Here is a 25873-nt window from a genome sequence, read left to right on the forward strand (position 1 = left end):
TCCCAGAGCCAGATGGACCAACAATACCGATAAATTCGCCTTCTTTTACATCTAACGTAATTGGGTGCAAGGCAGTTACCTCTGTTTCACCTTGGCCGTATACTTTGCTTACTTGATCAAGCTTTAATAATGACGCTGGGTTATCCCATTTTACTTCAGTTACCATTACATGCCACCTCCGATTGCTTCTAATGCATCTACTTTTAATACTTGATATAGAGAAATTAATGTACCCAGTATACTAATTAAGATAAAGGCACCTGTATATTGCAAGATTGTTGTTGTTGTTAATAAGAACGGCATACTAGCTGGTAGAACAGTTTCTACAGCAAAGATTAAGCCAATGCCGATGATAAGAGCAACGCCAGTTAAGACTATAGATTGTACAACTAAAGTATTTGCTAAATATGAGTTTTTTGTTCCGATTGCCTTTAATACACCTAATTGATGTGTTTTTTGTAATGTAATGACATAGAAGAAAACGCCAATTAACAATGCTGAAATTACAAGTAAGAACGCAATAATCATTGTTAATGTTCCTTGTTCTTCTTTATAACCTGGAATACTTTGCAGTACTTCTTTTTTATCAACAACTGTTGCATTATCGRTTTTTTTATCAGTATTTAGGGCGATTACACTGTAATTTTTTTGATGTGGCAGTGCAATGCTGTCCCATTCATTTTCATTCATGTGAACAACAGGTGAATGACTAAACATTTGATTTTGTGTAAATCCGACAACTTTGAAAGCCTTTTTAGAAATAGGATCTACTAGCTTATCTCCAAGCTTGATTCCTTTTTCCTTAATAGATTCATCAGCAACGATTTCATTGTTTTCTAACGTACCGTTTTTTCCTTCAATCACTTTTGGAGCAATGAATGAATCTTGTTTACTTGAGAAAATAGCAACATCAACTTTATTGGAACTTCCTTCTTTTTCAAATGTTGATACTTTAATATGCATTGGAACTGCATCTTTTGCATCAACCTGTGCCAATACTTTATCTACATCTTCTTTCTTAATTTGAGAGCGTAACAATTTACCATCTGCATCATCTGATAAAATAAATTTTTCTGCTTTCATTTCGATAAAAGAAGAGGCATTAGCATGAGATAATCCATTTGCTAGACCTGATATGATAAGTACAAGAAATGATAATAACATCATGATTGTACCGATTAATCCGTAACGTAATTTCGATTGTTTTAATTCTTTAAGTGCTAAAAACATTAGATTCGTTCCTCCTTGTTTCGTTCTATGCTCTTATCATAAAGAGGAAATATGAACGGAATATGAACAAAAGGTTACAAAAGACGGGTCTACAGTTTATATATAAATATGTTGCAGAAAAAGAAGATAACTTCCTATTGTATAAAGGGAGTTATCTTCTTTTTGATCGCTGTATATTAATAAAAATTTTGTTCCTTGTTCAAAGTAGGTATTTTTTCAGTAGGCTCAGTGAATGCAGGTTATTTTTTATTTTGCATATGAATAGTCCCTTCTTGTTGTTTCGGAAGGTAAATAGAAAAAATCGTTCCTTTTCCAAGTTCACTATCCATTGTTATTGCTCCGCTATGAAGGTCAATGACTTTTTTTACAATAGAAAGGCCTAATCCGCTTCCGTTTACATTTCTGTTTCGGGCAGCATCGACTTTATGAAAACGATTAAATATTTTTTGGATTTCATTTTCAGGTATACCAATACCCATATCCGTAATCGAAATGCGCCAATCAGTTAGCTACTAATGTATCGATTGACTGCATTGATGAAATGGTGAAAGTTGTGTTGTTCCCTAATGGTAATGAAGAAAGGTTAGTGCAAGTGTTGAAGGCGCTACCTGTGCAAATATATGAACATCACCAAGAGGACATTATTGATATAAGCCCGTTAGGTATTGATAAATGGAAAGGGCTACAAAAGCTGGGGGTAGAAGAAGGAACATTCATTGCATTCGGCAACGATGCAAATGATGTACCGATGTTTGTACATGCGAAAGAGGACATTTGTATTGGCGAGCATGAAATGTTGAGATCCGCTGCATCTATGAGTCTACATAGTAATGAACAATGTATTATTCAAAAAATTATTGAGTTATCAGACTTGGAATCTAGAAAATCATGGAACTTAACAGGGGGTTTTTAAAGCAAATTAGAAGTTAATTTCTAATTTGCTTTTTCTTTATATAAAATATAAATGAGGTGATGAGATGAAACGGAAATTACCATTTTATATAATCATCATTTTAATTTTGGTTGCGTGTAATGGCTGTTCAAAAGAAAAAGAAACAAACCAACATAGCAATATGAAATTAGAGGGTATAAATTTTAATGCAACTATTGAAAGCACTGCTAATAGGGAGCTATTGCCTAATACAACTAGTGGAGGGGTTCATTTAGGATTATCTAACAGTGTTTCACATTATTGAAGCCAGCGATAAATCTTCCATATTAAGAACATGAAAATCATATATCCAAAGAGAGAATAATAATGATGCCAGTTTTCGTTGTGAGTGAATAATCCGAAGCTTTCAGCAAATTGTTCGGATATACTTGCACAAATGCCGATCAGCATAATAAATAGAATTCTTGAGAATGTAGATAAAGCTTTGGCAATATGTAAAAAGAAAGCAGTAAAGGTTGGCAATATAAATAATGTAAAAGCGATATTGACCGAAAACATATTTGGAAATGGTCTGACTGGAAAAGCATACATTTGTTTACTCACAAATAGATAGTCTAAATATGTYCCAATGAAACAGGAGAAAATGATGGCGACTATAAATGCTAGGTGATTACTCTTCTGTTTCTTCTTCTCTGAGAAGGATATTTTTTTTCGTAAGAATTGCAAGCTCAATTTTTTCCATCGTTTTACAATAGTCATCCTCAATCTTTCCATTTGTATTTTCTCCTTTATCAATGAAATAGTCTACGATACGCCAGTCTTCAAACCAGTCTCCTTTTTCTGCCTTTTCATGTTTCAAATCTTTCCATGCGTATATTAATTGAGGGCTGTATAAACGATTTGCATCTTTTCTGAGGTGACATTTTTTTATTCTACGTTTATAAAATTCACGAGAAAATGACTCATTTACATCAGAAAACAAATGAGGCCAGTAGTCTTTCCGTGAAGCAGTATGCGAATGATCGTGAGCCCAATTTATAACTTTGGATAATGTATGTTCGTTGCGAAACAATAAAGAGTATAATCGTTTGCCTAGTAGAATTCGTTCATGTAAGGAGGTAAAGTGTTTCATTGTATCACCAAATAACAATATTTTTTGTTTGGTCTCATCTTCATAGTATGGAAAAAGGATAYGATTAAAACGGAAGAAGTCAAAGAGCTTAAATCCAATACTATTTAGTACGGTCTTTTTAAAGTGATCATTTTGAATGACTCTTTTTTCTAAATAGCTTTGTTCATTAATAATCGTTGCTATAGCTAATGTATAGTGATTGCCCGTTTTCCAAAAATGGTTCCACATCGTTTCCATAAACGTTGAGACATTGAGATGGGGTAGGAGGTAAAAGAGAGTTTTAGATCTTTTAAGGCTTTGTTCATATAGTAAAAATTGTGGATACACATCTTGGAAGATTAACCAGTTTCCCCGTTCTAAAAAAGAGTAGTAGGTAAGTTGGTCTTTTTCTGATAACAATCTTGTATATAAATCCCCTTTTAAATCTGTCATATTCCAACCGCCATTACGTGATACCATATGTCCAAGTAGAGCCCAGTGTATTTCAGGATGCTGAAGGTAAAACTGATAATAAGCACGTGTTCTTGTCACGTTATTTTTGTTCAGTTGTTTTGTTTGTTCTGTAATGTTATAAATAAGCATTTTTTCTTCTATTGTTAATGCAGCCTTTTTAAAGGAAGCGGTACTGCTTTTGCTTTTTTTCTTTAGTTCATTTTTTACATCTAAAAGAGAAAGCGGGATCGCTTTGGAAGACCCGTTCCATTTTCTTTTTCGATTGTTTTCATACATTTTATTTCCTCCTGTTAACATGAATTTCAACAAATAGTTTAATAGAACGGTTACCATCATTTTATTACACATATTCTGAATAAATGTGGACTGTTTTTTGGGGACATAAACAGTGTAATATTTTTTACTATAARCACGATAAGTCTTTTGTACTATTTCATCTTCATACGAATGAGGGATTCAATAAACGTGGAACTCGATTATATTAACAGGTAGGAGCATAAAAAATATAAGGAGAGAAAAGCATGAAGAATTGGGTTCAAATTAGAATTGCACGCCCGACAGATAAATTTGAAGAAGTTATCACATTTTATGAAGAAGGATTATGCTTAAAACGGATAGGTGAGTTCCATAATCATGAAGGTTATGATGGAGTTATGTTTGGATTACCTGATGCAGAATATCATTTAGAGTTTACAAGACATATAAACGGCAGCCCATGTCCAGCTCCAACAAAAGATAATTTACTTGTATTTTATATGACTAATAAAGCTGAGATTGAAAAAGTAACTAGCAGGTTACATGCAATGGGTTATGATGAAATTGAACCAGAAAATCCATACTGGAAAGAAAAAGGTATTACAATAGAAGATCCAGATGGATGGAGAATTGTACTCATGCATATAGAGAAATAAAAGTAGTATTGTCATAAAGTACGAAAGTTGTTTATTTCAATTGTTCGGTGGATAATAATCTAAATATAATAAGAGTCTATTTTGATGATAGTGTCTTCAAAATAGACTCCAATATTTTTTGTAAACGAAGATTTATATATTTATAAATTAGCACTAACGTGTTCTTTATTTTTCCTCTCTAAATTATTTAAAAACATTTGAAATGCTTTAAATGATTGCTGGAATATTGGACTTTGGATAAAAGTGTATAGGAATGTCACGATAAAAACGGGACCCCCTAGTACATATCCAATTACTAACACAATACTTTCTACAATGACTCTAGCACGACTTACAGATAATCCAGTTTTATCCGAAATGGCAAGCATAAATCCATCCCGTGGTCCTGCACCAATTCCCGCAGCAACATACATGCCGCCCCCAATCCCTGTAATTATGATTCCAGCAAGTAAAATAAGAAGATTTATCCACAAATAATGAGTGGCCTGAGGAAGAATGTTTAGTCGTAAGAAAAAGTCCATAATAGGACCAATTAGCAGTGCGTTTAAGAATGTCCCTACGTTTATGTATTTTGGATCTACTACTAAAGAAACAAGAACGAGAAATAAGCCACATATTACACTCCATGTACCAATTGTCCATCCGAATCGCTGAAATAATGCCATATTCAGAACTTCCCATGGATGCAAGCCAAGAAATGTAACCTTTACCGCAATGGCGTTTCCGAGTCCAAAGAAAGTTAACCCTAAGAAAAAAAGAAAATACAGAAAGAGTGTGAGTCCCATCTTTAATCCCCCTAATATTATATATAATTACGTATATTACATGTGGAAATTTAGTTATACAAATATTTTGTACTCTTGTATGAAAATGAAAAAAATTATCTTTTATATATTTTTTGTAATCTTAGTTTAGGGATGATACTAATGAATAGTGAAGAAACGAAAATAATTGATAATATATTTATGATTGGTATGATTAATAGTAAAAAATTTAAAGGGGCATTGTATATGTCTGTTTTTCAATACAAAGTATTCATAGAAGTAGTAGAAAGTGGTAGTTTTCCTAGTGTTTCAGCGAGGTTACTTCCTAAATTGTAACAACAGCTGCACCTGCAACTTTTATTGCAGGCTCATCAGTACTTGGTTCTGTAGTTACATAAAGAGTTTCAGGTCTTCCTATTGCATGTCCTTGAGCAATTGTAAGATGTGTAATTTCCTTTTGGGGAATAAGGCCTTCTAAATAAAGGAACCCAGCTAATGCACCATTTGAAGCTCCTGTTACAGGATCTTCTGGTATACCAATACCAGGTGCGAAATACTAAATGTAATGAAAAAACGACATGGTTACAGTCAAAAACTTTAAAAAGTTTCGCCATGAGGATTATAATAAAGAGAGATTCATGAAAAAGGAGTGAAATAATTTGAAACAAGAGCTTATAGAAAGATTCACAAGATATGTGAAAATAGATACACAATCGAATGAAGAAAGTCATACGGTGCCATCAACACCAGGACAAATCGAGTTTGGAAAATTACTAGTTGAAGAATTAAAGCAAATTGGTTTGACAGAAGTAACGATGGATGAAAATGGATATGTCATGGCAACACTTCCTGCCAATACGGAAAAGGATGTTCCTGTAATTGGTTTTTTAGCTCATTTAGATACAGCAACTGATTTTACAGGAAAGAATGTGAAACCGCAAATTCATGAGAATTTTGATGGGAAGGCAATTACATTAAATCAGGAATTGAATGTTGTTTTAACACCAGAGCAGTTTCCAGAACTGCCATCATATAAAGGGCATACCCTGATTACGACGGATGGAACAACACTTCTTGGTGCAGATGATAAAGCAGGCCTTACAGAAATTATGACGGCTATGAATTATTTATTACATAACCCACAAATTAAACATGGAAAGATTAGAGTAGCATTTACGCCTGATGAAGAAATCGGCCGTGGACCATCTCACTTTGATGTGAAAGCTTTTGGAGCATCTTTCGCTTATACAATGGATGGAGGTCCGCTTGGAGGATTGGAGTATGAGAGCTTCAATGCTGCAAGTGCAAAACTTACTTTTAAAGGCAATAATACGCATCCTGGAACAGCAAAAAATAAAATGCTCAATGCAAGTAAGTTAGCGATGGAGTTTCATGCGCAGTTACCAGTAGAAGAGGCGCCAGAATATACAGAGGGATATGAAGGTTTCTATCATCTTATTTCTGTGAATGGTGAAGTTGAGCAAAGTAAATCTCATTACATTATTCGAGATTTTGAACGTGAAAATTTTGAGGCTCGTAAAGAAAAAATTACGAATATTACGAAGCAGATGCAAGAGAAGTATGGTGAGGAAAATATTATTCTTGAGATGAATGATCAGTATTATAATATGCTTGAGAAAATTGAGCCGGTTAGGGAAATTGTTGATATTGCGTATGAAGCGATGAAAACTCTAGATATTGAACCAAGTATTCAACCAATTCGCGGGGGGACCGATGGCTCTCAATTATCATATATGGGCTTGCCGACGCCAAACATTTTTACTGGTGGGGAAAACTATCACGGTAAATTTGAATACGTTTCTGTTGATAATATGGAAAAAGCTGTTCAGGTTATTATAGAAATAGCACGATTATTTGAAGAGCAGGCATAAAAAAAGAGATCCGGGTAATAATAGCTACCCGGATTTCTTCTGCTGCCATTTCTTAATTGTGAGTTTTTAGTTTACTTGTCTATAAGTGAACGTAAGGTGTAATAGAATCCATAAGGAGGTATGTTATGAGTGAAAATGAACTTCTTGGATATATAGGCACGTATACAAGAGGTGATAGTAAAGGGATTTACAGATTTATACTCGATACAAAAGCAGCAAACAGAGGACATAATAGTATTGCTATCTTTCGTGTGAATTAGGACTTAGGGAAGCTTACTTTTATTGAAACTGTATCGACAAAAGGGGATTGGCCACGAGATTTTGTTTTGGATCCTGCTGAAAAGTTTATGGTTGTTTCTAATGAGAAATCTAGTAGCCTTGTGTTATTTTCTAGAAATGAGACTACAGGACAATTAATATTTTTACAGTCAGATGTGATAGTGCCAGACCCAGTATGCGTGAAGTTTTTACACGATTGATTACAGTTGATTTATGATATGAACAATAGATAGGTTTTACTTATTGAAATGAACCTATCAATTGTTGTGTTAAAGAATTTAATACAGAACTCGCCATAAATAAAAGGTCGCATAGGATTCCCAATTCTTCCATGCTGAAGCATACTCTCTTATTTCTTTTTTTGTTGGTTTTTGATCTGATCCTGTTAAAAGCTTAATTACATTTTGTAGGCCTACATCATCAATTGGAAAAGCAGACGGGAATCTTAGACAACGCATTAAAACATAATTTGCTGTCCATGGTCCAATACCACGTATGTCGGTTAATGTTTTCTCAGCATCTTTTAGGCCGCTTTTTATGAACGATTCTTTACTTAGGTTGCCTTGTGTAATGAGTTTTGCGACACCAATAAGATATTCACATTTCCTCGTAGTCATTTTTAATTCTGTTAGATCTTTTACTGTTAGATTTGCGATGACCTCTGGTGATGGGAATATCCAATATTTCTGTCCATTCCATTCGATATGTTCGCCGAAGGATTCAACAAATCGTCTTTTTAACGTATATGCAAATGTGAGATTAATTTGTTGACCAAGAATACCCCAACATAGTGCCTCAAATAAATTAGGGATTCCCATATTACGGAGTCCGTAATATTCGTTGATTGGTGTAGACAGAAGTACATCGTCTTTTGCTAAATCGTAAAATGGAGTTAGATCCGTATCTAAATCAAACCATTCTCTTACATATCTCGCTACTGTAGCGCGAACCCATTTCTCAGGTGGTGTCTCATCACCTAAAAAGCGAACATGGATGTTTCCCTCATCATTTACACTTGTTTCTAATTGTAATCTTTCATTTGGCATAGGATCACCTCCAAAATTAGTATGCCCTGAAAAAAGTACACATGTACGCATTTACGAATGTAAGAGCAAGATTACAAAGGTGAAAAAATGATAGTCTCTTTATTTTGTGTTAGCATGTAAGCAGAAAATAAAAATATGAGGCGAGTATTAATGCTATGACATCAAGAGGGGGAACAAAAAGTGAAATTTATTTCGTGGAATGTAAATGGTTTACGAGCAGTTATTGCAAAAGGTGGTTTTATAGAATACTTAGAGGAAGCGGATGCGGATATTTTTTGTTTACAAGAAATTAAATTGCAGAGTGGACAAATCGATCTAAATCCTGAAGGGTACTATGTATACTGGAATTATGCTGTGAAAAAAGGTTATTCAGGAACTGCTATTTTTACAAAAAAAGAACCGCTTTCTGTTACATATGGCTTAGGGATTGAAGAGCATGATCAGGAAGGAAGATTAATTACATTAGAATTTGAGGGTTTTTATCTGTTAACGCTCTATACACCGAATGCCAAAAGAGGGTTAGAACGTTTAGATTACCGAATGGAATGGGAGGATGCCTTTTTATCTTATATTAAGCAATTAGATAAAAAGAAGCCTGTTATTCTTTGTGGTGATCTGAATGTGGCACATAAAGAAATCGATTTAAAAAATCCAAAAACAAATCGGAAAAATCCAGGATTTTCAGATCGAGAAAGAGAAAAATTTACTCGGATTGTGGATGRAGGATTTATCGATACATATCGTTATTTATACCCTGATCAAGAAGGGGCTTATTCATGGTGGTCTTACCGTATGAATGCAAGAGCGAAAAACATTGGTTGGCGTTTAGATTACTTCGTCGTCTCTGAAAGATTAAAAAATCAAATTGTTGATGCGAAAATCAATAGTGAAGTAATGGGGTCAGATCATTGTCCTGTTGAATTACATATGGAATTTTAGAAAAAATAAAAAAGCAGTATCTATCTTGGATGAAGGATAGATACTGCTTTTTTATTTGTTTTGTTAAAATTTTTCAAATCATTCTTGAAATAATTCATTTATAACTATATAATTAGTAACGATAATCATTATCATTTAATAAGAGTAGAAGATAATTTATTATTAGGGGAAGTGAAATAAATGATTTGCAGTTTTAAATAGATGTATTGTAAGGGGATACATGGAAAGAATATTTCACTAAAATACTATATTTAARGATTACAAATTTGGAGAGGAGTATTTATAAACATGAATAAGAAATTATTTACACTAGGGATGGTTACAGTATTAAGCGTAGGTCTTGCAGCATGTAACAGCACGGAAAAAAGCTCAGGCGAACAAAAACAAGAATCGAAAGCAACTGAAACGAAAAAAGATGAGACACGAAAGATTACATACTTAGGAAAAGAATATACAGTACCCGCGAAAGTAACGAACATTGTAACTGCTAGTTTAGAATCAATKGAGGATGCGGCGGTACTTGGTATTAAACCAGTAGGAGCAATTACTGTAAGTGGAAAGTTACCAGCGAACGTTGCGAAAAATTTAGAAGGTGCAAAATCTATCGGGGAGAAAATGCAACCGAATTTTGAAACATTACTTCAATTAAAACCAGATGTAATTACATCTAGTTCAAAATTCCCACCAGAGGCTGGTGAAAAGTTTACGAAGATAGCTCCAACGATTCCAATATCACATGTTTCAACAGATTGGGAAGATAATTTAAAGCTGATGGGGGAACTTTCTGGTAAAAAAGATAAGGCAGAAAAAATTATTAAAGATTATAAAGCTGATGCCGCAAAAGCAAAAGAAAAGATTGGAGATAAATTAAAAGATAAAAAGGTGCTTGTAATAAGACTAAGAGCGAATAGCTTATACCTTTATCCAGAAGGAGTATACTTCAATCCTGTAATTTATAAAGATCTAGGATTAACTGTTCCAGAACAAATTAAATCTGTAAAAGCACAAGAAAAAATTTCTTTAGAAAAACTGGCTGAAATCAATCCGGATTATGTATTCTTGCAATATGAGGCAAGCGAAAATGATAAACCAAAAGTATTAGAAGAATTAGAAAGTAATCCAATTTGGCAAAGTATGAATGCTGTAAAAGATAAAAAAGTATTTGTAAATACTGTTGATCCAATCGCGCAAGGTGGTACTGCTTGGAGTAAAACAGCATTTTTAAAAGAAGCAGTGAAAAATTTATCTAAATAATTAAATAGGTAAGGTGCGTTGAATGATATGCGGAAAATAAATGCAGTACCAATGATAATTTTATGCTTAGCGCCCATATTTATTTTACTTACAGTTATGCTATCTATTTTATATGGGGCAAAAAATATCGATTTTGAAACAGCTTGGAATGCATTGTTTCATTTTGATTCAGGAAATGTAAATCATAATATTATTATTACTTCTCGTTTACCAAGGGTAGTTGCAGCTCTTTTAGTCGGAGCATTTCTAGCCATATCAGGAGCACTTATGCAGGGGATGACAAGGAACTATCTTGCATCCCCTTCTATTATGGGTGTGACGGATGGCTCAGCTTTTGTGATTACAATGTGTATGGTATTTCTTCCTGGAATGTCTTCAGTTGGTATGATTTTATGTTCTATGCTTGGCTCGGCATTAGGGGCAGGAATTGTTTTTGGTTTTGGTTCACTGCTTCGAAACGGATTATCACCAGTTCGATTGGCGATTATAGGAACTGTTATAGGGACATTTTTAAGTAGTATTTCTGCAGCGATTGCTTCCTATTTTCAAGTTTCTCAAAATATTAGTTTTTGGTATAACACAAGATTAGATCAAGTGGATCCGAATGTACTTAAGTTAACAATTCCTTTCGGTATAGTTGGCATTATTTTAGCCCTTCTAATTTCAAAATCTATTACGATTCTTTCGTTAGGAGAAGAGGTTTCTATTAATTTAGGACAGCGTACAAAGCTTGTAAAAGCTACTGCAATTCTATCTGTTGTATTTTTAACAGGTACTGCGGTTGCTTTAGTTGGAAAAATAGGTTTTGTAGGATTAATTATCCCTCATATTACTCGCTTTTTAATCGGGGTAGATTATAAATGGATCGTGCCTTGTGCTGGGGTAATTGGTGGGGTTTTTCTAGCTTTATGTGATGTATTAAGTAGATTTGTAAATTATCCATTTGAAACACCGATAGGAGTCGTTACGTCTTTAATTGGAATTCCTTTCTTCCTTTATTTAATTCGAACAAGAGGAGGAGAGAAGCATGCTTAAAGGTTCAAGTCAGCGTTTTGTAATGACAATGGGGATTATTATATTTTTAATTTTGAGTGCCATTTATATTAGTTTAACGAATGGTACGTTTGACATTACGATTACAGACGTATTTCGAACAATATTTCGGATTGACCCTGTACCTGAACATGATTTAGTTATATTTGATTTTAGGCTTCCGAGAATCGTAATCGCAGGATTAGTAGGATTAGGTCTTGGGATTGCAGGTGCTGTTATTCAAGGGGTTACAAGAAATGGTTTAGCTGATCCTGGTATTTTAGGGATTAATGCGGGAGCGGGTACTGCAATTGTGATCTTTATGTTTTTCTTCCAAGGACAAATGAAAAGCACAGATTGGATTTCTATTATGATGATGCCATTGTTTGGTCTAGTCGGCGGGCTAGGTGCTGCTATATTAATTTATATGTTTTCTTGGCGAAGTGGAAAATTAGATTCACAGCGTCTTTTGCTAACAGGGATTGCGATAGGTTCAGGCTTCGGAGCATTTTCTATGTATGTATCATTGAAGATGAAAGCAACTGACTTTGAAATGGCTGCTGTGTGGGTTTCGGGAAGTATATATAATGCAAACTGGAAGTATATTATTGCTATGTTGCCATGGCTCATTATCTTAATTCCAATTATCAAAAGAAAAGCGTATTTACTCGACTTATTTCAATTGGAAGAGACGAGTATAACAAGTTTAGGAGTTTCAGTAGAAAGAGAAAAATCGATTTTATTATTAAGTAGTATTGGGTTAGTGAGTGCATGTGTTTCTATTTCAGGAAGCATTGGATTTATTGGTCTAATGGCACCACATATTGCGAAACGTCTGGTCGGCATTCATCATAATCATGTAATTCCTGTATGCGGTGCAATTGGAATGTTACTCGTGATTACTTCGGACTTTATTGCAAAAACTGTTTTTGCACCAGCTGAATTACCAGTTGGGATTGTAATTTCGATTGTTGGTGTACCATATTTCCTATATTTGTTATACAAAGCAAAGGCGTAAGAGGAGTAAGAGGAGTGATAGAAAGTGAAGGTTCTAAGCGCTGAGAATTTAGAAACGAGCTATGAAAAATTCACGGTGTTTCGTGATTTGAATGTAGAAATACAAAAAGGAAAAGTCACCACAATTATTGGTCCAAATGGTTGTGGAAAGTCAACATTATTAAAAACAATGGGCCGAATTTTAAAACAAAAAAGTGGAAAAGTGTATTTACAAGGACAAGATTTAACTACAATTCCTACAAAACAAATTGCGAAGCAGCTAGCATTACTTCCGCAAAACCCAATTGCTCCGGGAGAGCTTAAGGTAGAAGAATTGATTTCTTATGGACGCTATCCACATCGAAACAATGTAAATAAATTATCATCCAAAGATAAAGAAATTATTGAATGGACGATGGATATTACAAAAACGACTGCTTTTCGCAAACGCCAAATTGCAAATTTATCCGGTGGACAAAGGCAAAAAGTATGGTTAGCGATGGCATTAGCACAAGAAACGGAAGTTCTATTATTAGATGAACCGACTACATATCTTGATATGTCTCATCAATTAGAAGTATTGCAAATTATTGAACGGTTAAACAGAGACCATAAATGCACAGTTGTTATGGTTTTACATGACATTAATCATGCAGCGCGATTCTCAGATGAGATTATTGCAATGAAAGAAGGGAAAATCGTGACAACTGGAAGCCCGGTAAATATTATTACAAATGAAGTGTTAAAAAATGTATTTCATATTGACGCACGCGTCATGATAGACCCATATAATGGTGCTCCTGTATGTTTCGGTTATGATAGTCTGTTCCAAGAAGAAAATACTGAAATATATGTAACTAGCTAAAATGATAAAAGGAGGGGGAATCACATGAATACTAGTATTGAAAAAAAGGATGTTACTATTTCGAATACAGAGCAGTGGAAGATGGATTCGAAACTAGGAAATCGTGAATATCAAATTTATATTTCGAAGCCAAAGCAACCCGCTCCAGAATCTGGATATCCCGTGATTTATGTATTAGATGGAAATGCATTTTTTCAAACGTTCCAAGAAGCTATGAAGATTCAATCGGTAAGAGCAGAAAAAACAGGAGTGGCACCAGCGATTATTGTTGGTGTTGGTTATCCAATCGAAGGAGTTTTTGCGGCTTCTGAAAGGTGCTACGATTTTACCCCTTCTTCACCTTCGGTGGATGCACCGCCGAAACCTGATGGGAAACCGTGGCCTAAGTCAGGAGGAGCGAATGAGTTTTTAGAATTTATTCAAGATGAATTGAAGCCACAAATTGAAAAGGATTTTGAGATTGATAAAGAAAGACAAACAATATTTGGACATTCACTTGGTGGATTATTTGCTTTACATGTATTATTTACAAATATAAATGCTTTTCAAAATTATTTCATCAGTAGCCCATCGATTTGGTGGAATAACAAGTCTATTCTTGAAAAGGAAGCAGCGTTTATAAATGAACTGAGTAGAGCGAGTTCTGAAGTCGGAGTCTTTCTGACAGTGGGAGCATTAGAAAGAGATCATATGGTTCAAGATGCAAATGCATTATCTGAGCGTTTAATGAACTTGCAACATAATAAGTTTCGATTTGCATTTTATGAAGCTGAGGGAGAGAATCATGCATCAGTAGTGCCAACTGCTTTAAGTAAGGCACTGCGCTTTGTAAGCAATTTATTCTAATCGTTGTTTTTTAGTAGAAGTGAACTTGTGTGGGAATTGCTTTCGTAGTTGAGTTCTGTCATATAAGTAACGAATAAATAGAGGATATAGGTTGTTATTTGATTCTTATATAGGGTATCACCATATGTAAGTTTAATGCTATAATTGGTATACTCATGGGGGCATTGTTCCTTATGGATGAGGATAAACTTTAAGAAGGTGATAAAATGGATCATAATGAAAAAGCAGAGGTTACTACCCATAGATCGGATAAAGAAAAAGAACAAATCATGAATAGGTTAAAGAGAATTGAAGGGCAAGTACGTGGTATCCAGAATATGATTGAAAATGATCGCTATTGTGTTGATATTTTAGTGCAGATTTCAGCTATTAATGCTGCAATGAAGAAGGTTGGTATGGGGATACTTAAAAATCATACAAATCATTGTGTTTCGAATGCTATTAAAGATGGTAATGGAGACGAAGCAATTGAAGAGTTAATGACAGTGTTTGAACGATTCTCAAAAGCGTGATAGAACAAGCTAGTATTGGATCTAGCTTGTTTTTTATTTTTTCATGGAAAAGTTTTTTATCTGTGTTGATACTTTTATACACAGTGTTATTTTAAAATTTAATTTTAGTAAATGTACCTGGAAATGTTGTTTATCCATGGGTAGTTCCAATGTTATTTAGCTCACATGAAGGGCTTTTATTAATTATCCAATTAGGATTATAAGTTTGACGAGTCTTTTTATAATGGAGTTAATTTCATTAATTAGAGAGCATAAACGAAGAATATAACATTTTAAACATAAAAAATAGCCTTCTCATAAGCGAGAAGGCTATTTTTTATTATTTTACTGCTTCTTTTAGTTCTTTACCAGCTTTAAATGCAGGTACTTTTGAAGCTGCGATTTGCATTTCTTCACCTGTTTGTGGGTTACGGCCTGTACGAGCAGCTCTTTCACGAACTTCAAATGTACCAAATCCGATAAGTTGTACTTTTTCACCAGCAGCTAAAGTATTTGTGATTGATTCTACTACAGATTGCACAACTACAGTAGCTTCTTTTTGAGAAATTTCAGCTGTTTGTGCTACATTTTTAATTAATTCTGTTTTATTCATATCTTCACCTCATATGTAAATAATGCTATTTAAGTTGTTATTATAACGTATAAAAGAGAAGAGAACAAGTGTACTATAGGTTTTCTCTTAAATTCTTTTTGCTAAGCAGTTACAGATTTTTTCTTTAATTCCGTTGTTTTGCTTTTTGATTGCTCTCGGTTGTTATAAGCCAAGAAGTAAGGGAGCGCTACAAATAGCATACCGCCGACTAAGTTCCCAAAGAAGACGACAATGAAATTTGGTAAGTATTCCATCCAAGTTAGATGCCCTGCAAAGATAGCGGCTGGTATAACGAACATATTGGCAACAACGTGTTGGAAGCCAATTGCAACGAAAGTCATAACGGGAAACCAGATACCAATCACTTTTCCTGCGAATTCTTTGCTACCCATACTGAGCCAAACTGCTAGGCAAACAAGCCAGTTACATCCAATAGCAGAGACAAATGCCTGTAACGGTGTATCATGTAGTTTTGCTTGAGCGATAGATAAAGTTTTTGCTAAAAATTGTCCCTCTGTTAATCCAACGATGTGGCCAAAAAAATAAGCTACAAATACAGCACCCAAAAAATTACTAATTGTAACAATTAGTAAATTTTTTAATACTTTAGAGAAAGGAATTTTTTTTGAAAACCAAGCGATAGGTACGGTCATCATATTACCGGTCACTAGTTCACCACCGGCAAGAATAACTAGAATTAGGCCGATAGGGAAAACAGCGGCTCCTAGAAAACTAGTAAAGGAACCCCAAGATTTTGGCATTGTTCCAATGACGTGAATATCAAGTAAATAACCTAACGCGATGAAAGCGCCGCCAAAAAAACCTAAAATCAACATAGGTAGTAGCGGTAAAAGTGCTTTTTTTTGACCCGAATTCGCGGCCAATTCAGTAATCTCTTGTGGTGCATAGACAGACATAAATAACCCCTCCATATTTTGATACATTACTCCATTTCCATTAATGAGTTTTTCTGTCTCATTAATGGTTAAATTGATAAATCCGGGGGAACGAGAAAAATCCCTCGATTAAGCATTTTCTGTTCTCAGAACATGAAGACGAGGCTTTTTCGGAATGAACACAAAAAATACCAAAAATGATACTCATCTTGGTAAGTAAAAGTAAAAATTACTTAGAGTAGTTCTGTAGAATCTTTTATCAACAATAAAATATGAATAAAAAGTACATGCATTGCATATCATGTCGATAAATTTATGTTATATAATTTGAATAATTTTGTCAATTAGTGGTAAAAACAAATGGATAGAAGTTAGGATATTCTATGAAAAATGATAGACATATGGAAACAATGATAAAAGTGAGATACGGGAAATGAGTAAAATTATTTTTAATAAAATATAAATGAAACAACTAAAGGAGATGGGGATTAGACAGTCTATGTCACGTAGAGGAAGCTGTCTAGATAATGCCCCAATGAAATCCTTTTTCGGTCATATGAAAGATGAATTAGATTATAAGTGTTATAAAACATATATAATGTTGAAAAACATATGTTTTTCAATTCATCAGTTAGGAAGTGATTGATGATGAATAAACCGTGGATCGCTAATAAACCATGGATCGGTAATAAACCAATAGATAAAATTTTTTCTAAGCATAAAATAAGCACTGAGCTGAAGGTGGAAAAAAATGCCCCCTCATGGATTGGAATAGAAGAAAATTCATTTTCAGAGAGTGRARTGGAAAAAAACGACTCTTTATGGATTGGAATAGAAGAAAATTCATTTTCAGAGAGTGRARTGGAAAAAAATGCCCCCTCATGGATTGGAATAGAAGAARATYCATTTTCAGAGAGTGAAGTGGAAGAAAGTTCAGCGACAACATCAATTGTAAAAATCCCGGTTGTATTAGCAGAGAGAACAATTCAAGTTGTTGTAGAAGCAAATATTTCATTGGATCCTTTGGCAATCGAAATTAAACGTGTGTTGAAAAATGTATTTTTAACACACTGTAAGTTAGTTCCTGTAGCGTTTACGTCGGTACTAGGTACCAATTATCGCCGAGTCACAAGAGCAAAATTATTTGTAGAGGGCTATATTCGAAATAGCATTGAATATGTTGCTGATCAGTGTAATGGATTATTGTATAGTCGGATTGTTAATATTTCGTTTTCTAGATTCCTAGATTTGACAGCAGGTGATTTTATAATACAGCCTTTATTGGTAGCTTTTTTAGATACTACATCCCACTTGATTAATCCTAAGGGTGGCTATTTACCCCAGTTAGATACAAATTCTTTTGGAAATCCAGTTTTTTATAATAAACAACCGTATTGTGAATTAGTCAGAGCTAATTTTTATGAGTTTGATTTTTCACCATGTTTAACAAATTTGAACGAGTCATGTAGCAAACTTTGTAAAATCGTACTAGATCTTACTTTGAACATCTTACAGGTACAGCAAGTACAAGTTTGAAAGATAGACAGACATCGTCTTTTTTTATAATAAAAGTTGATGTCTTTTTTTTTATTATAAAACATATATAATGTTGAAACGATTATGGGTTTAAAAAAATACGTAAGTCTTTCAATTCATCAGTTAGGAAGTGATTGACGATGAATAAGCCATGGATTAGTAATAAAATGATAGATAAAATTTTTTCTGAGCATAAAATCATCTCGGAGCTGGAAGTGGAAGAAAGTTCACCTTCAGAGATCGGGATGGAAGGAAATCTATTTTCAGAGAGTGAAGTGGAAGAAAGTTTACCTTCAGGGATCGGGATGGAAGAAAATCTATTTTCAGAGAGTGAAGTGGAAGAAAGTTCACCTTCAGGGATCGGGATGGAAGAAAATCTATTCTCAGAGATCGAGAAGGAAGATAATTCACCTCCTGAATTAAAAGAAGGAAGATTAGCATGTCTCATGACAGTGGAAATACCATTTTCCACCATTGCTGAAGTGACTGATTTTTTAATCTCACCTATTGTGAGTAGTACGAATGAAGAAGTATTTGCATTTCAAAACGAAGAGAATGAAACATTTCGTGAGTTAGATACAAAGTTGTTAGCTACGGTACATCATTATAACGAACAGCCATATTGTCGTTTAATTTCTTCAAAGCTTTTTGAAAAGAGGATTTTTCTAGAATTTTCGAGTGAGAATTATATAAAACATAGCGGGGAAAATCAGTTAGAGCAATCTTTATGGGTTCCTATACACAATTTGAATTTAAAGCAGAGAAACGAGAAAAAAAGCAGTAATTATGTAACGACGAAACTGCCAGTTGAAATAGGGAAGTATAAAACGGAAATTAGTTTAGAAGAAAGAGTGATGTTTCAAGAAGAAGTAGAAATTAAAGAAGTTTTACAAGAAATTGTTTTGACAGATAGTAAATTTTTTTCTCAAAAAGTTCTAAAATCAAAAGAGAATTCAGTAACAATTGAAAAAGGGAAGTTGTTGGTAGAAGGCTATGTTGTGCAGCGAATTGAATATACAATGGGGTGTTCTAATGAGCAAAGTAATGGATTAGTTAGGTATCAGTTACTGCAAAAAATAGTGCTTGAGTTAATCGTTCAAATATTACAAGAACAAGAAGTGCAAGTGGAAATTATGTAATCACTATTGCCACAGTGTATATAAAACATTTTTCTTGACTTTTTATATGCGGACGAGGAAAATGGTAAAAAAGGAAGGAGGGGTGATAATGGAAGAGTACGTATTGGATCTTTATAATGTATTGTATACAACAGATTGGCAAGATATTGTTTCATTTCTTGGAATTTTATTTTGTTTGAAAATTGTTATTGTGTACATGGAAGAGCAAGGTATGTTCTATTCCTTCTCATCTCCGTCCGATTTAGAGCGGGAACCGTTGCTCAACTATGCCAATATAAAACAGACGGAACTTCCTTTTATCACATTCTTTATGATTCGGTTTATAACAGCCATTGTGAAGAAAAAAGAAGCCGAAGAAGGAGATTGCTATCCGACTTGTAATACAGCGTATTGTTTATAAGCTAAATACAAGGAGGAGAATAATATGTGGTTTCGATTTCTTATGATTGGTTTCTTTTCATTAACAGCAATTTCTTTAATGGGATATCAAGTATCAGAGATTTTTCAAGCATATAGTGACATGTTTTTTAACAAAAACTAAACGAATTGCTATTTCAATAATAAAGCGATAAAATCCTTCTTAAGAAGTATGATTAAGAAGGATTTTTTCTTTGTTTGATTTCAGTGTGTCAAAGTATTGTCACATTTGCACTATGAATAATATGTTAAAATAGTGTAGTTAACTGTACATATGTAGAAGAGGAAGAGGGAGTGAACAATTTGATAGATCAATCAACGAATCAGAAAAGCTATGCTCCTATTGTGATAACGCTTTCTGTAGTTGTCAATGCGATTATTTTATTTTTGTTTTTTGGACCTGTTGGCTACAAAGGGAAGGTACATTTTGATGTAACAATCTTGCCGATGTTAAATGCAATTTTTAATAGCTTTACATTTGTATTTTTATTGGCAGCATTGTTTTCTATTATTAAAAAGAATGTAAAGATGCACCGAGGTTTTATTCTTGCGGCATTTACAACAACATTGCTATTTTGTGTTTCATATTTATCGTATCATTATTTAGCACCAGCAACGCATTTTGGTGGGCAAGGTATCATTAAATATGTGTACTTCTTTATTTTAATTACGCATATTTTCCTTGCGGCAATTATTGTACCGCTTGCATTATTCTCGCTTGTATATGGTTTTACAAACCAATTGACTCGTCATCGTAAGATTGTACGTTGGACGATGCCAATTTGGTTATACGTAAGTCTTTCTGGTGTTATTGTTTACTTAATGATTTCACCGTATTATCAATAAAAAATCTCAGCCTTTGGGCTGGGATTTTTTTATTCCACTATTCATAGGTAGTAATATCCCACAACTCAAGATTTAAAGAGAGGTGAAGAAGGTAGGGGGAGGGGAAATCTGATTGGTGAGGGCTAACTTTCACTGAGGAAAGATTCACTTTATGAAGCAAATATTTTTGTGAAATGAACAAAATATGTTATACAAAAGTATAGTAACTTTTATATTGGAAGGATGGGTAGGGAATTATGCAAAATTTTATATTTCGTAATCCGACAAAGCTTATTTTTGGGCAAGGGCAATTAGAACAATTAAAAACAGAGATTCCTCAGTATGGTAAAAAGGTTCTTCTCGTATATGGCGGGGGAAGTATTAAACGAAATGGCGTATATGATAATGTAATCTCTATATTAAACGAAATTGATGCGGAAATTTTTGAATTAACAGGCGTTGAGCCGAACCCACGTTTATCTACTGTAAATAAAGGAATTCAAATCTGTAAAGAAAATGATATTGAATTTATTTTAGCTGTCGGTGGTGGAAGTGTCATCGATTGTACGAAAGCAATTGCTGCAGGTAGTAAATATGATGGTGATGTATGGGATATTGTGACAAAGAAAGCATTTGCAAATGAAGCTTTACCATTTGGTACAGTACTAACTCTTGCAGCGACAGGTTCTGAGATGAACGCAGGGTCTGTTATTACAAATTGGGAAACGAATGAAAAGTATGGGTGGGGTAGTCCTGTTACGTTCCCACAGTTTTCTATTTTAGATCCAGCGCATACAGCTTCTGTACCAAGAAATCAAACTATTTATGGTATAGTTGATATTATGTCTCATGTATTAGAACAATACTTTCATCAAGGTTCAAATACAGAATTACAAGACCGCTATTGTGAATCTATTTTAAAAACAGTCATTGAAACAGCCCCGAAACTTTTAAACGATTTAGAAAACTATGAGCATCGAGAAACAATTTTATATTGTGGAACGATGGCGCTAAATGGCATTTTAGCAATGGGTGTCCGCGGTGATTGGGCAACGCATAATATTGAGCATGCCGTTTCAGCTGTGTATGATATTCCACATGGCGGTGGTTTAGCGATTTTATTCCCAAATTGGATGAAGCATGTTTTAGATGGAAATGTAGATCGGTTTAAACAATTTGCGATGCGTGTGTTTCATATAGAGATGGAAGGGAAAACGGATAAGGAAATTGCGGTGGAAGGTATCGAAGCGTTGCGAAGCTTCTGGACATCTATTGAAGCACCGTCTCGTTTAGCTGACTATGAAATTGGAGAAGAGAAAATTGATGTAATGGCTGAAAAAGCGATGGTTTATGGTGAATTTGGTCATTTTAAAAAATTAAATAAAAAAGATGTAGTAGAGATTTATAGAGCTTCATTATAAAGGATAAAGATAATTCAAAGAACCTTCTTGATACGTATCAAGAAGGTTCTTTGAATGTTATTGAACGGTTTAGTGGCTTTATTTGAATGAATTTGAATGTTTTTGATTGATTTTTGAATCCGATTTCATTATACTGTAATTAAAGAAGAGGTGAGTGATATGTTAACTCCTGAACGTCATCAGCTAATTTTACAGCTTGTGAAAGAGAAAAAAGTAGTGAAATTACAACAGTTGGTGGAAGAAACAAAAAGTTCAGAATCAACAATCCGTCGTGATTTAGCGCAATTAGAGAAAGAGCGTTTATTAAAAAGAGTCCATGGCGGGGCTGCTGTATTAACTGGAAAAGGTGAAGAGCCTACGATGGTTGAAAAATCAGCCAAAAACATTCAAGTGAAAAAACAAATCGCTAAGCATGCTGCGTCTTTTGTAGCAAAAGGTGATTGTATTTATTTAGATGCGGGAAGTACAACGTTTGAAATGATTCCGTATTTAATAGAGAAAGAAGTTACAGTTGTAACAAATGGACTTATGCATATTGAAGCGCTAGTTGAAAATAATATTCGTGCTTACTTGCTTGGTGGGATGATGAAGAGTCGAACAAAGGCTTTAATTGGTGCGATGGCACAGGAAAGTATGCAGCAGTATCGATTTGATAAGTGTTTCTTAGGGGCGAATGGTGTACATGAACAGCTTGGATATACAACACCTGATCCTGAAGAAGCATTGCTGAAAAAAAGGGCGTTAACATTAGCGAATGAAGGTTATTTTTTAATAGATGAAAGTAAATTTGCCGAAGTTGCATTTGCGAAAATTGCAAGTATTGAAGAAGCGACAATTATTACAAATGCATTAGAAGAAGAGCAAGAAGAATATAAACGAAAAACAAATGTAATTGAGGTTGATAAACGATKATTTATACAGTTACTTTAAATCCATCGATTGATTATGTTGTTCAAGCAGAGTATTTCACACTGGGAACTGTCAATCGAGCGGAAAACGATATGAAATTTCCTGGTGGGAAAGGGATTAATGTATCCCGTGTGCTTCATCGGATGGGAATAGATAATACAGCGCTTGGTTTTATAGGCGGATTCACAGGTCAATTTATTGAAGATGTTTTGAAAAGTGAAGGTGTTAGGACGAATTTTGTTCATGTAGATGGAGATTCGCGTATTAATGTGAAAATAAAGGGACAGGAAGAAACAGAACTGAACGGGCAAGGGCCTGTTATTATGGATGAGCAGCTCGGGCAGTTGATGAACAAAATTGAAGATATGCAGGCTGGTGATTATCTTGTGTTAGCTGGTAGTATTCCGGCATCGATTCCAAAAACATTTTATGAAACGATTGCTGCTTTTGGGGCAAGACGTCACATTAACGTCATTGTTGATGCGAGCGGAAGTGCGCTTCAGTATGTGATTCAAAATAAGCCATTTTTAATCAAGCCGAATCATTATGAGCTTGGAGAATTATTTGGAGAAAAGCTTTCAACAGTAGAAGAAATTATTCCATATGGAAAAAAGTTAATTGAACAAGGTGTACAGAATGTAATTGTTTCTATGGCAGGAGATGGAGCTTTATTATTTACAAGTAAAGGAATATATGAGGCAACCGTACCAAAAGGAACAGTTATCAATTCTGTCGGAGCGGGAGACTCTCTTGTTGCAGGTTTTGTGGGGATATATGAAAAAACAAAAGATGTTGAAGAAGCAATTCGTTATGGTGTAGCAACAGGAAGTGCAACAGCTTTTTCAGCTGATTTATGTACGAAAGATAAAGTAGAGGAATTATTATCGCAAGTAATGATTACAAAGCGGTAGGGGGAACAGAATATGAAAATTACAGAACTTTTAAAAAGGGATACCGTTATCATGGATTTGACAGCTTCAGCAAAAGAAGCTGTCATCGATGAATTAGTAGAGAAACTAGAAAAGGCAGGAAGATTGAATAGCCAAGAGGAATTTAAAGAGGCTATTTTACAGCGTGAAATGCAGAGTACAACTGGAATTGGTGAAGGGATTGCTATTCCACATGCCAAAACAAAAGCAGTCAAACAACCAGCTATTTGCTTTGGACGAAGTGTAAGCGGTGTCAACTATGAGTCGCTTGATGGACAACCAGCTCATTTATTCTTTATGATTGCGGCTAGTGAAGGAGCAAACAATACACATTTAGAAACACTATCTCGTCTATCTACGTTATTAATGGATGAAGGGTTTCGCAAACAACTGTTAGAAGCAAAAAGTGAAGAGGAGCTTCTTCATTTGTTCGATGAAAAAGAAAATGAACAAGAAGATGAGCAAAGTGAAGTAACAAAACCGGAAGGAAATGAACCATATGTGTTAGCAATAACAGCTTGTCCGACTGGTATCGCTCACACATATATGGCTGCGGACAGTCTAAAGGCAAAGGCAGCAGAATTAGGAATTGCGATTAAGGTCGAAACAAATGGTTCTACTGGTGTGAAAAATGGATTAACGAAAGAGGATATTGAGCGTGCAACAGCTATTATCGTTGCGGCGGATAAACAAGTAGAAATGAATCGCTTCGCTGGAAAGCATGTTATTCAAGTACCGGTTGCAGATGGTATTCGGAAATCAGATCAGCTAATTAATCGAGCTGTGAATCAAGAAGCCCCGATTTTTAAAGGAATAAAAGAAAATAGAAAAGTAGAGGGGCCAGAGAAGGAAAAAGGATTTGGTATATATAAGCATTTAATGAATGGTGTTAGTAACATGTTACCTTTCGTTGTTGGTGGTGGTATTTTAATTGCACTAGCCTTTTTCTTTGGTGGTATCGATACGAAAGGGCCGATTGCAGAAACATTGATGTCAATTGGTGGTAAAGGGGCATTCCAATTCCTTGTTCCGATATTAGCTGGATTTATTGCGAGTTCTATTGCGGATCGCCCAGGGTTTATGCCTGGTATTGTCGGTGGATTTTTAGCAGCGCAAGCAAATGCAGGATTTTTAGGTGGATTAATTGCTGGTTTCTTAGCTGGATATATTGTACTTGGTTTAAAGAAAGTATTAGCAGGTTTACCAGCACAATTAGAAGGAATTAAACCTGTTTTATTATATCCGGTACTTGGTTTGTTACTTACAGGGGTATTAATGTTGAAAGTTGTAAATCCTCCTGTTGTTGCTTTAAATGAGGCGTTAACGAGTTGGTTAAATGGTTTAGGTGGTGCGAATGCTATACTATTAGGGCTTATTTTAGGTGGAATGATGGCTGTTGATATGGGTGGTCCTATTAATAAAGCAGCATTTACATTTGGGATTGCTGCAATTGAGGCTGGAAACTTTGGTGTGCATTCAGCTGTTATGGCTGGTGGAATGGTACCTCCGCTTGCGATTGCACTTGCAACTACACTTTTTAAAGCGAAATTTACAGAAGCAGAACGTAAATCGGGTTTTACAAACTATATTATGGGGACATCATTTATTACAGAAGGGGCAATACCATTTGCGGCTGCTGATCCAATCCGTGTAATTGTCAGTTGTGTTGTTGGCTCAAGTCTTGCTGGTGCATTATCGATGTTATTTGGAATTACATTGCCAGCGCCACACGGTGGAATATTTGTTATATTATTAGTGAATAAACCAGTTCTATATATTCTTTCTATATTAATAGGTTCTATTGTATCTGCCTTTATGTTAGGGATATGGAAAAAGAAAATTTCATAAAAAGTTGAAAAGGACAGCGGCCATATTACGAAGGCACTGAAAAAGTGTTTGCTTTGAAAAAACAACATGCATTTTTATCAATATGTTGAAAGGAAAAAGGAGTCCATCGCCTGTATATAGTAGGTGGTGGACTCCTTTTTCTTATGAAGTGGACTTTTTCAGTGGCCTCCATATTAGGTAGCTGTCCTTTTCGAATTATAGTGTATGTTATATATATGAATGTCAAAATGTATATGATTTATTACATAAAAAGACATAGCGCAACTAAGAATTGTAATGTTTCGGTGTTTTTTTGTAACAAGATGGTAATACTATTAC

General features: G+C 34.6%; 27 protein-coding genes and 4 pseudogenes. 21 read left to right on the forward strand and 10 right to left on the reverse strand.

Annotated features, from left to right (window positions below; all coding sequences use genetic code 11):
* From AC1DIT_RS17180 to AC1DIT_RS17190, 3 genes and pseudogenes are all read right to left on the reverse strand, one after another.
* Positions 1-166: pseudogene (locus AC1DIT_RS17180) on the reverse strand (hemin ABC transporter ATP-binding protein); the annotation flags it as partial.
* Positions 166-1230, reverse strand: a complete 1065-nt coding sequence (locus AC1DIT_RS17185; RefSeq protein ID WP_476998309.1) for an ABC transporter permease — start codon at positions 1228-1230, stop codon at positions 166-168. The pseudogene AC1DIT_RS17180 and the gene AC1DIT_RS17185, both read right to left, overlap by 1 nt.
* A gap of 239 nt (positions 1231-1469) precedes the next feature.
* Entirely contained in the window at positions 1470-1709 is a 240-nt protein-coding gene (locus tag AC1DIT_RS17190) for an ATP-binding protein (protein WP_016115860.1), read from the reverse strand.
* Positions 1710-1771: 62 nt separating this feature from the next.
* Here AC1DIT_RS17190 and AC1DIT_RS17195 point away from each other — a divergent pair, with 62 nt between their 5' ends.
* Complete coding sequence (locus AC1DIT_RS17195) at positions 1772-2143, forward strand: HAD hydrolase family protein (protein ID WP_016133211.1); 372 nt, start codon at positions 1772-1774, stop codon at positions 2141-2143.
* Between the two features lie 64 nt (positions 2144-2207).
* Positions 2208-2426, forward strand: coding sequence for a hypothetical protein (locus AC1DIT_RS17200; protein WP_016115858.1), 219 nt, complete (start codon positions 2208-2210; stop codon positions 2424-2426).
* Here AC1DIT_RS17200 and AC1DIT_RS17205 read toward each other — a convergent pair.
* Both AC1DIT_RS17205 and AC1DIT_RS17210 read right to left on the reverse strand, forming a co-directional pair.
* Complete coding sequence (locus AC1DIT_RS17205) at positions 2420-2854, reverse strand: CBO0543 family protein (RefSeq protein WP_016115857.1); 435 nt, start codon at positions 2852-2854, stop codon at positions 2420-2422. The genes AC1DIT_RS17200 and AC1DIT_RS17205 overlap by 7 nt on opposite strands.
* Positions 2793-4004: a DUF2515 domain-containing protein gene (locus AC1DIT_RS17210; RefSeq protein ID WP_476998313.1), complete on the reverse strand. Its 1212-nt coding sequence runs from the start codon at positions 4002-4004 to the stop codon at positions 2793-2795. The genes AC1DIT_RS17205 and AC1DIT_RS17210 overlap by 62 nt, the downstream gene beginning before the upstream one ends.
* Positions 4005-4228: 224 nt before the next feature.
* Here AC1DIT_RS17210 and AC1DIT_RS17215 point away from each other — a divergent pair, with 224 nt between their 5' ends.
* On the forward strand, positions 4229-4618 hold the full coding sequence (locus tag AC1DIT_RS17215; protein ID WP_016115855.1) for a VOC family protein: 390 nt from the start codon (positions 4229-4231) through the stop codon (positions 4616-4618).
* Between the two features lie 140 nt (positions 4619-4758).
* Here AC1DIT_RS17215 and AC1DIT_RS17220 read toward each other — a convergent pair whose 3' ends face one another.
* Positions 4759-5403 (reverse strand): YczE/YyaS/YitT family protein, encoded by a 645-nt coding sequence (locus tag AC1DIT_RS17220; protein ID WP_016115854.1) that lies wholly within the window; start codon positions 5401-5403, stop codon positions 4759-4761.
* Positions 5404-5544: 141 nt separating this feature from the next.
* Here AC1DIT_RS17220 and AC1DIT_RS17225 point away from each other — a divergent pair, with 141 nt between their 5' ends.
* Complete coding sequence (locus AC1DIT_RS17225) at positions 5545-5718, forward strand: hypothetical protein (RefSeq protein ID WP_016131861.1); 174 nt, start codon at positions 5545-5547, stop codon at positions 5716-5718.
* Here the strand turns inward: AC1DIT_RS17225 and AC1DIT_RS17230 are convergent.
* A pseudogene (locus AC1DIT_RS17230) lies at positions 5708-5935 on the reverse strand (PhzF family phenazine biosynthesis protein); the annotation flags it as partial. The gene AC1DIT_RS17225 and the pseudogene AC1DIT_RS17230 sit on opposite strands and share 11 nt — an antisense overlap.
* Before the next feature lie 106 nt (positions 5936-6041).
* Here AC1DIT_RS17230 and pepT point away from each other — a divergent pair.
* Both pepT and AC1DIT_RS17240 read left to right on the forward strand, forming a co-directional pair.
* Positions 6042-7274, forward strand: coding sequence for a peptidase T (gene pepT, locus AC1DIT_RS17235; RefSeq protein WP_016131860.1), 1233 nt, complete (start codon positions 6042-6044; stop codon positions 7272-7274).
* Positions 7275-7486: 212 nt separating this feature from the next.
* Positions 7487-7753 (forward strand): annotated as a pseudogene (locus tag AC1DIT_RS17240) (lactonase family protein); the annotation flags it as partial.
* Between the two features lie 78 nt (positions 7754-7831).
* On the opposite strand, the pseudogene AC1DIT_RS17245 reads toward AC1DIT_RS17240, so the two are convergent.
* Positions 7832-8578: pseudogene (locus AC1DIT_RS17245) on the reverse strand (DNA-3-methyladenine glycosylase family protein); the annotation flags it as partial.
* A 201-nt stretch (positions 8579-8779) separates the two neighbouring features.
* Between AC1DIT_RS17245 and AC1DIT_RS17250 the strand changes: the two are divergent.
* The 7 genes from AC1DIT_RS17250 (at position 8780) to AC1DIT_RS17280 (ending at position 15043) form a co-directional block, all read left to right on the forward strand.
* Positions 8780-9538: an exodeoxyribonuclease III gene (locus AC1DIT_RS17250; protein ID WP_476998310.1), complete on the forward strand. Its 759-nt coding sequence runs from the start codon at positions 8780-8782 to the stop codon at positions 9536-9538.
* Between the two features lie 288 nt (positions 9539-9826).
* Positions 9827-10792, forward strand: coding sequence for an iron-hydroxamate ABC transporter substrate-binding protein (locus AC1DIT_RS17255; RefSeq protein WP_476998311.1), 966 nt, complete (start codon positions 9827-9829; stop codon positions 10790-10792).
* A gap of 27 nt (positions 10793-10819) precedes the next feature.
* Positions 10820-11827, forward strand: coding sequence for a FecCD family ABC transporter permease (locus tag AC1DIT_RS17260; protein ID WP_033671417.1), 1008 nt, complete (start codon positions 10820-10822; stop codon positions 11825-11827).
* A complete protein-coding gene (locus AC1DIT_RS17265; RefSeq protein ID WP_016131856.1) occupies positions 11820-12842 on the forward strand; it encodes a FecCD family ABC transporter permease in 1023 nt (340 codons plus the stop codon). The genes AC1DIT_RS17260 and AC1DIT_RS17265 overlap by 8 nt, the downstream gene beginning before the upstream one ends.
* A gap of 24 nt (positions 12843-12866) precedes the next feature.
* Positions 12867-13685: an ABC transporter ATP-binding protein gene (locus AC1DIT_RS17270; protein ID WP_016131855.1), complete on the forward strand. Its 819-nt coding sequence runs from the start codon at positions 12867-12869 to the stop codon at positions 13683-13685.
* Positions 13686-13709: 24 nt separating this feature from the next.
* A complete protein-coding gene (locus AC1DIT_RS17275; RefSeq protein WP_016115844.1) occupies positions 13710-14531 on the forward strand; it encodes an alpha/beta hydrolase in 822 nt (273 codons plus the stop codon).
* A gap of 206 nt (positions 14532-14737) precedes the next feature.
* Positions 14738-15043, forward strand: coding sequence for a metal-sensing transcriptional repressor (locus AC1DIT_RS17280; RefSeq protein WP_016115843.1), 306 nt, complete (start codon positions 14738-14740; stop codon positions 15041-15043).
* Between the two features lie 319 nt (positions 15044-15362).
* Here AC1DIT_RS17280 and AC1DIT_RS17285 read toward each other — a convergent pair whose 3' ends face one another.
* Both AC1DIT_RS17285 and AC1DIT_RS17290 read right to left on the reverse strand, forming a co-directional pair.
* Entirely contained in the window at positions 15363-15635 is a 273-nt protein-coding gene (locus AC1DIT_RS17285) for an HU family DNA-binding protein (RefSeq protein WP_003199316.1), read from the reverse strand.
* 101 nt (positions 15636-15736) lie between these two features.
* A complete protein-coding gene (locus AC1DIT_RS17290; protein ID WP_016131854.1) occupies positions 15737-16552 on the reverse strand; it encodes a formate/nitrite transporter family protein in 816 nt (271 codons plus the stop codon).
* An 840-nt stretch (positions 16553-17392) separates the two neighbouring features.
* On the opposite strand from AC1DIT_RS17290, the gene AC1DIT_RS17295 reads away from it, so the two are divergent.
* From AC1DIT_RS17295 to AC1DIT_RS17330, 8 genes are all read left to right on the forward strand, one after another.
* Complete coding sequence (locus AC1DIT_RS17295) at positions 17393-18067, forward strand: CsxC family protein (RefSeq protein WP_476998314.1); 675 nt, start codon at positions 17393-17395, stop codon at positions 18065-18067.
* Positions 18068-18207: 140 nt separating this feature from the next.
* Entirely contained in the window at positions 18208-19206 is a 999-nt protein-coding gene (locus tag AC1DIT_RS17300; RefSeq protein WP_016131851.1) for a BC_2427 family protein, read from the forward strand.
* Between the two features lie 88 nt (positions 19207-19294).
* A complete protein-coding gene (locus AC1DIT_RS17305; protein WP_016115838.1) occupies positions 19295-19606 on the forward strand; it encodes a hypothetical protein in 312 nt (103 codons plus the stop codon).
* Positions 19607-19926: 320 nt separating this feature from the next.
* Positions 19927-20469, forward strand: coding sequence for a DUF420 domain-containing protein (locus AC1DIT_RS17310; protein WP_033671477.1), 543 nt, complete (start codon positions 19927-19929; stop codon positions 20467-20469).
* Positions 20470-20705: 236 nt separating this feature from the next.
* Positions 20706-21869: an iron-containing alcohol dehydrogenase gene (locus AC1DIT_RS17315; protein ID WP_016131850.1), complete on the forward strand. Its 1164-nt coding sequence runs from the start codon at positions 20706-20708 to the stop codon at positions 21867-21869.
* A gap of 159 nt (positions 21870-22028) precedes the next feature.
* On the forward strand, positions 22029-22799 hold the full coding sequence (locus tag AC1DIT_RS17320) for a DeoR/GlpR family DNA-binding transcription regulator (RefSeq protein WP_476998312.1): 771 nt from the start codon (positions 22029-22031) through the stop codon (positions 22797-22799).
* Entirely contained in the window at positions 22778-23689 is a 912-nt protein-coding gene (gene pfkB / locus AC1DIT_RS17325) for a 1-phosphofructokinase (RefSeq protein ID WP_476998315.1), read from the forward strand. Before AC1DIT_RS17320 ends, pfkB begins: the two co-directional genes overlap by 22 nt.
* A 12-nt stretch (positions 23690-23701) precedes the next feature.
* A complete protein-coding gene (locus tag AC1DIT_RS17330) occupies positions 23702-25555 on the forward strand; it encodes a PTS fructose transporter subunit IIABC (protein ID WP_016115833.1) in 1854 nt (617 codons plus the stop codon).
* Positions 25556-25873 lie beyond the last annotated feature (318 nt).

It is taken from the genome of Bacillus sp. 05T22 (assembly GCF_056396765.1).